At 64.1% G+C, this 7,239-nt stretch carries 8 protein-coding genes and 2 pseudogenes; 5 read left to right on the top strand and 5 right to left on the bottom strand.

Annotated elements, in window-relative coordinates; all coding sequences use genetic code 11:
• The 3 genes and pseudogenes from ACFXN1_RS20715 to ACFXN1_RS20705 all read right to left on the bottom strand — a co-directional run.
• Positions 1–599: pseudogene (locus ACFXN1_RS20715) on the bottom strand (steroid 3-ketoacyl-CoA thiolase); the annotation flags it as partial.
• Positions 600–608: 9 nt separating this feature from the next.
• A complete protein-coding gene (locus ACFXN1_RS20710; protein WP_379438025.1) occupies positions 609–1,019 on the bottom strand; it encodes a Zn-ribbon domain-containing OB-fold protein in 411 nt (136 codons plus the stop codon).
• 5 nt (positions 1,020–1,024) lie between these two features.
• Complete coding sequence (locus ACFXN1_RS20705) at positions 1,025–2,188, bottom strand: thiolase family protein (protein ID WP_379438026.1); 1,164 nt, start codon at positions 2,186–2,188, stop codon at positions 1,025–1,027.
• A 60-nt stretch (positions 2,189–2,248) separates the two neighbouring features.
• Here ACFXN1_RS20705 and ACFXN1_RS20700 point away from each other — a divergent pair, with 60 nt between their 5' ends.
• On the top strand, positions 2,249–2,440 hold the full coding sequence (locus ACFXN1_RS20700; protein WP_379438028.1) for a ferredoxin: 192 nt from the start codon (positions 2,249–2,251) through the stop codon (positions 2,438–2,440).
• Entirely contained in the window at positions 2,437–3,663 is a 1,227-nt protein-coding gene (locus ACFXN1_RS20695; RefSeq protein ID WP_379438029.1) for an NAD(P)/FAD-dependent oxidoreductase, read from the top strand. The genes ACFXN1_RS20700 and ACFXN1_RS20695 overlap by 4 nt, the downstream gene beginning before the upstream one ends.
• Positions 3,664–3,872: 209 nt before the next feature.
• On the opposite strand, the pseudogene ACFXN1_RS20690 reads toward ACFXN1_RS20695, so the two are convergent.
• Positions 3,873–4,022: pseudogene (locus ACFXN1_RS20690) on the bottom strand (ABC transporter); the annotation flags it as partial.
• A gap of 5 nt (positions 4,023–4,027) precedes the next feature.
• Positions 4,028–4,339, bottom strand: coding sequence for a DUF2892 domain-containing protein (locus tag ACFXN1_RS20685; protein ID WP_379438031.1), 312 nt, complete (start codon positions 4,337–4,339; stop codon positions 4,028–4,030).
• A gap of 124 nt (positions 4,340–4,463) precedes the next feature.
• Between ACFXN1_RS20685 and ACFXN1_RS20680 the strand changes: the two genes are divergently transcribed.
• The 3 genes from ACFXN1_RS20680 to ACFXN1_RS20670 all read left to right on the top strand — a co-directional run.
• A complete protein-coding gene (locus ACFXN1_RS20680) occupies positions 4,464–5,501 on the top strand; it encodes an LLM class F420-dependent oxidoreductase (RefSeq protein ID WP_379438032.1) in 1,038 nt (345 codons plus the stop codon).
• Between the two features lie 355 nt (positions 5,502–5,856).
• Entirely contained in the window at positions 5,857–6,360 is a 504-nt protein-coding gene (locus ACFXN1_RS20675; RefSeq protein ID WP_379438034.1) for a hypothetical protein, read from the top strand.
• Between the two features lie 421 nt (positions 6,361–6,781).
• Positions 6,782–7,239: serine/threonine-protein kinase (locus ACFXN1_RS20670; RefSeq protein ID WP_379463650.1), on the top strand; the 458-nt coding region annotated here is incomplete at its 3' end.

The following is a 7,239-nucleotide window of genomic DNA, read 5'->3' as shown; positions in this document are numbered from 1 at the left end:
GCGGTCAACGTACCCGCGGGAACGAGCTCGTTCGCGAAGCCACCGGCCACGGCAGTTGCCGCGGCGAGCCGGTGAGAGCGGGCGGCGAACTCGTCGAGTGCGGTGCGGTCAAGCTTCCAGCGAGCGGAGATGACTTCCGCCGAGATCCCTTGCTGTACCAGCCCTTCCTGGTAGCGCTGCGCGACCGGGCGGTAGATATCGACACCCTGGGTGTTGGAGAACATGGGTGCGCGGCTCATGGATTCGACGCCGCAGGCGATGGCAATGTCGTACGCACCGGCGATGACGCCCTGAGCGGCGAAATGCGCGGCCTGCTGGCTCGATCCACATTGCCGGTCCACCGTGGTCGCGGGAACGGATTCGGGGAATCCCGCAGCCAGCAGGGCGATTCGGCCGATATTGCCGGCTTGCTCACCGGCCTGGGTTACGCAGCCGGTGATGACGTCGTCGACAAGGGCCGAGTCGAGGCCGTTTCGAGCAACGAGTTCGGACAGCACGCCTGCGAGCAGGGTGGCCGGGGCGATATCCGACAGTCCGCCGCCGGGCTTTCCCTTGCCGGAGGGCGTTCGGATGGCGTCGACGATGACGGCCGAAGTCATACGGAACTCCTAGTGTTTTGCGACGAACACGGGATATGAGTCGCCTTCATCTGGATGGACGAACGAGACACGCAGAGGCAGGCCCGCCCGTAGTTGATCGAATTCGACGCCGACGATGCGTGCGTTGATCCACGGTCCCTCGGCGAGTTCGATGAGGCCGATCGGAAACGGCACCTGGTCGGCGAATGCCGGGTGCGGCGGGTGGTGCACGACCGACCACGAGACCAGCGATGCGTTGCCGGATGCGGTGTGCCACTCCAGGTTCGAGCAGCCGCACGCGCAAGTTCGTGCTTCCAGCCCGAGCAGGTGGCCGCAGTCGAGACAACGCCGGATGAGCAGGCGGTCGGCCGCGGCGGCATCGAAGAACTCGGCGCTGCGCGCGTCTCGGACGACCGGAGGACCGGAGATCGATGTGGTCACGGCGATCACGCCCCCCTCAAGACAAGAGTCGAATGGTGGTCGAGGATGCCTCCGTTGCCGCTGACAACGATGACCTCGCGCTTTTCGGCCTGGCGTTCGCCCGCTCGGCCGCGGCCCTGGATGACGGCTTCCGTCAGCGGGGTCATGCCCCAGAGGTAGTACGACGACAGCTGCCCGCCGCCGGTGTTGAGGGGGAAAGAACCTCCGGGACCGAGCTTTCCGTCCGAGACGAACGCGCCGCCCTCGCCCTTACCGCAGAATCCGTAGTCCTCCAACGTGATCAGAACGGTGAAGGTGTAGCAGTCGTAGAGCTCGAGCAGATCGACATCGTCGACGGAGACGCCGGCCATTTTCAATGCGGTCGGCCCGGAAATCGCAGCGCCGGTGCGCAGTCCGAAGTCCGAACCTCGCTCCGCGAGCTGACCGGGGTGGCCCTGTCCCCAGCCGAGAATGTCTACCGGCGGTTGCGCCAGTTGCCGCGCCCGCTCCGCGGTCGTCACGATTACCGCCGCACCACCGTTCGAGACCAGGCAACAGTCCAGCAGGTGCAGCGGTTCCGCGATCCACCGCGAATTCTGGTGATCTTCGAGGGTGATCGGATCACGCAGCTGTGCGAGAGGATTCAAGCCCGCCCAGGCACGCTGCGCGACTGCGATGTGGCCGAGTTGCTCGCTGGTGGTGCCGTAGGCCTCCATGTGCCGGCGGGTGGCCAGGGCGTATTTGGCGTTGGCGTTTGTGATGCCGCTGGCGACGGAATAGCTGGCGAATCCGGTGATCGGTTTGCGGCTGCGACCGGTGTAGGCGGAGCCCGCCGATTCCTTGGGCTTTAGGGGTGCGTCGGCGAACACACAAGCCACGGTCTCGGCCATCCCGCTGGTCACTGCGGCTGCGGCGAAGGACACCATCGACCCGGCGGTGGCACCGAAGGCATTCATTTCGGTGAGCAGCCGCAGATCACGCAACCCGAGCACATTGGCGAGGGCGATGGAGACATCGCGCTTCAGGCCGCCGGAGACCAACAGGCCATCGATATCCGAAATCTGCAGGCCCGCATCGGCGGCGGCGCGGCGCACCGCGTCGGCGGCGAAGTCGGTCGCGCTGCGGCCGTAGACCTTTCCGACGTCGGTGATTCCGAGGCCGGCAATCGACGCCCGGCTCGAACCGTTCACGTTCGGCTCCTTCTGTGAGGGGTGCTGTCACCGTACCATAGAGTGTGTTATGGTCGGAACATGAGGATCGTAGTGGATCGGACCAAATGCACGGGCCTGGGGATTTGCGAGTCCATCGCACCGGACGTGTTCGAGGTCGATGAGGACGGCGATCTCGTGCTGTTGCAGGAGAAGATCACCGAAGATATGCGTGCCACCGTGGAGGAGGCCATCGCCGGCTGCCCCACCTTCGCGTTGCGGCTCGAACAATGAACCGCCTCGTGGTCGTCGGCGCCTCCCTGGCAGGTGTGCGTGCGGTCGAGGCTGCGCGGAAGGCGGGGTTCACCGGAGATGTGACCCTGATCGGCGACGAGGTGCATCTGCCTTACGACCGCCCGCCGCTGTCGAAGGCGTTCCTCGATCGCGGTGAGGCGGAGGTGCCGTATTACAGAGCACGTCACGAATTCGCCGACCTGGATGTCGATCTAAGGCTCGGTGCCCCGGCCACCGGTCTGGACGTGGCGAGCAAATTGGTCGAAATCAACGGCGAAGCAGTGGAATACGAGGCGCTGGTCATCGCGACGGGCGCCACGGCTCGTGCGCTGCCCGGCTCCGATGGGCTTGCGGGAGTGCACACCCTGCGGACGCTCGACGATGCCCGCGCCGTGCGCGCGGCACTGGATGCGGGCGCGCGAACGGTCATTATCGGCGCTGGATTCATCGGGTCGGAGGTTGCCTCAGCGGCACGTAAGCGTGGACTGAGCGCCACCATCCTCGAGGCGCTGCCGACTCCCCTCGCGCGTGCCGTCGGCGGCGTAATGGGCAATGCGTGTGGCGTTCTGCATGTCGAAAACGGCACCGAACTGCGGTGCGGAGTAATGGTTTCCGCATTGGAGGGGAACGGATCCGTGGAGCGGGTGCGGCTATCGGACGGATCGGCCGTCGACGCGGACCTCGTTGTCGTAGGTATCGGCGCAGACCCCGCCACAGGTTGGCTCGAGCACTCCGGGCTGGCGCTCGACAACGGTGTGGTCTGCGATTCGAATCTGGCAACCTCAGCGCCGGGCGTATACGCAGCCGGAGATGTCGCACGCTGGTCCAACCCGGCATTCAAGCGGCACATGCGGCTGGAGCACTGGACCAGCGCGCAGGAGCAGGGGGAGCGGGCCGCGCGCAACGCAATCGATCCCGACAACGCCCAGCCGTATACGACGGTCCCCTACTTCTGGTCCGACTGGTACGACTCACGCATCCAATTCGTCGGGGTCCCCGACGGCGACGAGCTCGAGTTGTTCGGTTCGATCCAGCAGGGCCGATTGCTCGCCCTCTACGGAGACGGCGAACGACTGCTCGGCGCCCTCGCCATCAATCGTCAACCCGACATCATGAAGCTCCGTGCCCTCATTGCCCGCCGCACGGGGTGGGCCGAAGCCGTGGCCTTCGCCGCGGACCGGGCACGAAACTGGAAGAACGCAGCGCCGCGTCAGCCGGTGTGATCGAAAACCACCCTGCACCAACACTATTCAGGGGATCACCACAAATGAAGATGCGCAAACGCCGGAACCGATTCGTTGTCAACCTCGCCCCGCTCGATGCGGGCTGGTTGTGGTTTGAGACCGCCTGTTCCAGCATTGGCTCTCCACCGATCCTGCCGAACCCGAAGCCGCGCCGATGTGGGTCAAGGGTGCGCCGCCGCGCGAGCGGCCTCGATGTCCTCACCGAGTTCGGCCTTCAGGATGGCCTTCATATCGATGTCGGTAAGTACGCCGAATCCTTGTTCGGACAAGGCATTACGTGTCAGCTCGAGGGCATTGTCGAAGTTGGCGTGGAGGGTGATGGACAGAGCAAGGCCCATTTGTCTTATTCCTTCCGGCTTTTCGGCTGGGATGCTGTGCAGTTACTGGTAGCGGGTGGGCAGCTGATCGATTCGGCGGGAACCCCGGCTCGCCGCAGCAGCAGTGTCACCGGGCACCAGCCCACGGCGCCGTAGAGCAGCAGGTTCGCACCGACAAACCCAGTGAAGAACCACCATTGCGAGAACACTGCGGCCAGCAATGCGCTCATCAGTACGAACGTGCCTGCGAGTAGAGGTACCAGGCGGGTGATCGACCAGCCGTGGCGCCTTGCTGCCGCTCGGCCTCCGATTTCACCCGGCTGGTGGCGGTATGCCATCTCCGCAGTTCAGCCCACGGTCACGCCACGACACCATAACGTACGATATGGTGTCGTGGGGAAGCGTTGGCGTTCGTGTCCCTCGTAGGTGGACACGTGAGGCGATGGAAGGCGAGGAATCACAGTGAAACTTGGTCTGCAGCTGGGTTACTGGGGCGCGCAGCCGACACAGGGCGCAGCGGAACTGGTGGCGGCGGCCGAGGAGGTGGGCTTCGATGCGCTCTTCACCGCGGAGGCTTACGGTTCGGACGCCTTCACTCCGCTCGCGTGGTGGGGTCGCCAGACCGGCCGATTGCGACTGGGGACCAGCATCGCGCAGCTGTCCGCCCGCACACCCACGGCGACTGCGATGGCTGCTTTGACGCTGGATCATCTCTCCGAGGGACGAGCGATCCTCGGACTCGGTGTTTCCGGCCCTCAGGTCGTCGAGGGGTGGTATGGCCAGCCTTTCGCCAAACCCCTTGCGCGCACGCGTGAGTACGTCGAGATCCTTCGCAAAGTGTGGGCGCGTCAGGAGCCAGTGACCAACGACGGAGAGCATTACCGGCTCCCGTACCAGGGGCCTGGCGAGGTTGGCTTGGGCAAGCCACTCAAGTCGATTGTGCACCCCCTGCGTGCCGATATACCGATCTGGCTCGGCGCAGAAGGCCCGAAGAACGTCGCTCAGACGGCAGAGATCGCGGACGGATGGCTCCCGATTTTCTACTTGCCGGCTGCGGCCGACATGTACCGCCACTGGTTGGACGAGGGATTTGCACGTCCGGGAGCACGACGGACCAGGGAAACGTTCGAGGTAGCAGCCAGTTGCCATCTCCATGTCACGGACGATGCGCAATCGGCTATCGACTCCCTCAAGCCGATCGTCGCGTTGTACATGGGCGGCATGGGCGCAAAGGAGCAGAACTTCCACAAAAACCTGTTCGAGCAGATGGGGTATGGGGCGCTGGCCGAAAGGGTGCAGGAGCTCTACCTCTCCGGCCGTAAGAAGGACGCGACCGCCCTGATCCCGGACGAGCTCGTTGACGCGTTGCACATCGTCGGTGATGCGGTCAAGGTCCGTGATCGTGTGCAGGAGTGGGAAGAGTCCGGGGTGACCATGCTTCTGCTTGCATGCCGCACCGCTCGCGAGGTTCACCATGCGGGTGACGCAGTACTCGGTTGAACTGTCTGGTGATGATGCCCGCCTTCTACTGCAGCTCCGCCGATTGCAAGCCAGGTTGCCTCGCCGGAGGGCCTGAACATGCGACCACCCCCGTTCGGCGACAGGTTTCGAGGGCACAGGAAAGGCCGCTACCGGTCTCCGAGCATGCGGAGTCAGTAGCGGCCTGTTGTGCAACTCCCTATCACTTGGCCTCAACCGGGCTACGCACCCTTGGCCGACGTGAACCGCTGCGTTTCATGTGAACCCGCTGTGCGTCACAGGCTACGGCTCGTAGAATTATGGGCCTCTCGTTCTCATGCAACGCGCGCCACTCGATTCGGCGAGCTTGTGTCGGAATAACGGAGTACACCGGGGGGTGGCCAGCATGGATCTAAGTTCGCCGTTCGTGATCCTCGGCGCGGTGTGCATTGTCGCTGCAATTGTCGGCGGCGGGGTCAAGGCACTAGTCGGCGAATTCCCGATCATCAGCACGATCAAGCGACAAGTTGCCCTTCTTATGGTCGGGATAGTTTTCGTCGTCCTTCCGCAGATCGCCTTGTACCTCGGTCACTTCAGGGTGACATCAGTCCAGGTCAGTTGGGACGGTAATTACTACGAGGGGTGCGATGTCGACGCGGCTTACACCGTCTTCGTCAAGACAGCCGGGGCAAGCGGGGACTACGAAATCCGGGTCGTCATCGATGACCACGAGATTGGCTCAAAGACTTCCACAGCCAGTTTTCCCGGCGTCCATACGTTGCACGGAAGATACACGGAAACGGCCAGTAGCACCGGGGACAGCGAGAGCTCAATCTATGTTGACGTGCTGTCTCCCAAATCATTGACATCAGACAAAGACATCCTGCACATCACCTGTTGACCGGGTTTGATCCTCCCCCATCGACGGCCCATTCCGGCTGGTAGTCGGGATGGTCAGACCAGATGGCCGCGATAGGCGACAGGTCGATGCGCAGGTCGAGCATGCCAGGCCCCGGCCGATCACTTCCCGAGGTGGGCATCCCACACCGGCGACAAACCGGCGCCGGGCGTGGACCCTGGCCGTGGCGGGCCGGTCCCGAACCGGGTTTGGCACCCTGGGTCCGCGCGTAGTGACCGAGATCTGTCACCCAGCTGCGGGAGTGGGCTGGTCCCTGTATTCGGTTGTTCGAATCGCGTTTTCCAACTCTGGAGCCCCTTCCCGATAGCTCGGTTGCCGACATTCGGTGGGGATACGCTGTGCATTAACGAAGATTTGACGGGTGTTGCTCGGTGCCGGGACACCGGTGGATGGTGGGCCGCTGATGGTCGAGGATGATCGGTTCCTGACGGTTCGTGACGTGTTCGAGCCGGTCACGGAGGAATTGGCCACGGCCGGGTTCGAGGATGCCGAGGAGATAGGGCGGGGCGGTTTCGGTGTGGTCTATCGCTGCACACAGACCGAGCTGGATCGGACGGTGGCGGTGAAGATCCTGACCGCCGAGCTGGACGAAGAGAACCGGGCGCGGTTCTTCCGGGAGCAGCGGGCGATGGGCCGGCTGACCGGGCATCCGAACATCGTGACGATGCTGCAGGCGGGTGTCACCGCGAGCGGGCGACCCTATCTGGTGATGCCCTATCACCCGGTCGGCTCCCTCGACTCCCGGATCCGTGGGCAGGGGCTGCTGCCGGTCGAGACCGTGTTGTGGATCGGGGTGAAGATCGCCGGGGCGCTGGAGAGCGCGCATCGCCTCGGCATTCTGCATCGGGACGTGAAACCGGG

It is taken from the genome of Nocardia sp. NPDC059154, from assembly GCF_042755705.1.
GTDB lineage: Bacteria > Actinomycetota > Actinomycetes > Mycobacteriales > Mycobacteriaceae > Nocardia.
Note: the sequence above shows the minus strand (reverse complement) of the source record. Positions and strands in the feature narration are given on the sequence as shown.

What these genes read in the sequence shown, in the direction of transcription:
- ACFXN1_RS20700 (WP_379438028.1), top strand. Translation starts at nt 2,249, where the DNA reads ATGAGGATCGTAGTGGATCGGACCAAATGCACGGGCCTGGGGATTTGC.
- ACFXN1_RS20695 (WP_379438029.1), top strand. Translation starts at nt 2,437, where the DNA reads ATGAACCGCCTCGTGGTCGTCGGCGCCTCCCTGGCAGGTGTGCGTGCG.
- ACFXN1_RS20685 (WP_379438031.1), bottom strand. Translation starts at nt 4,339, where the DNA reads ATGGCATACCGCCACCAGCCGGGTGAAATCGGAGGCCGAGCGGCAGCA.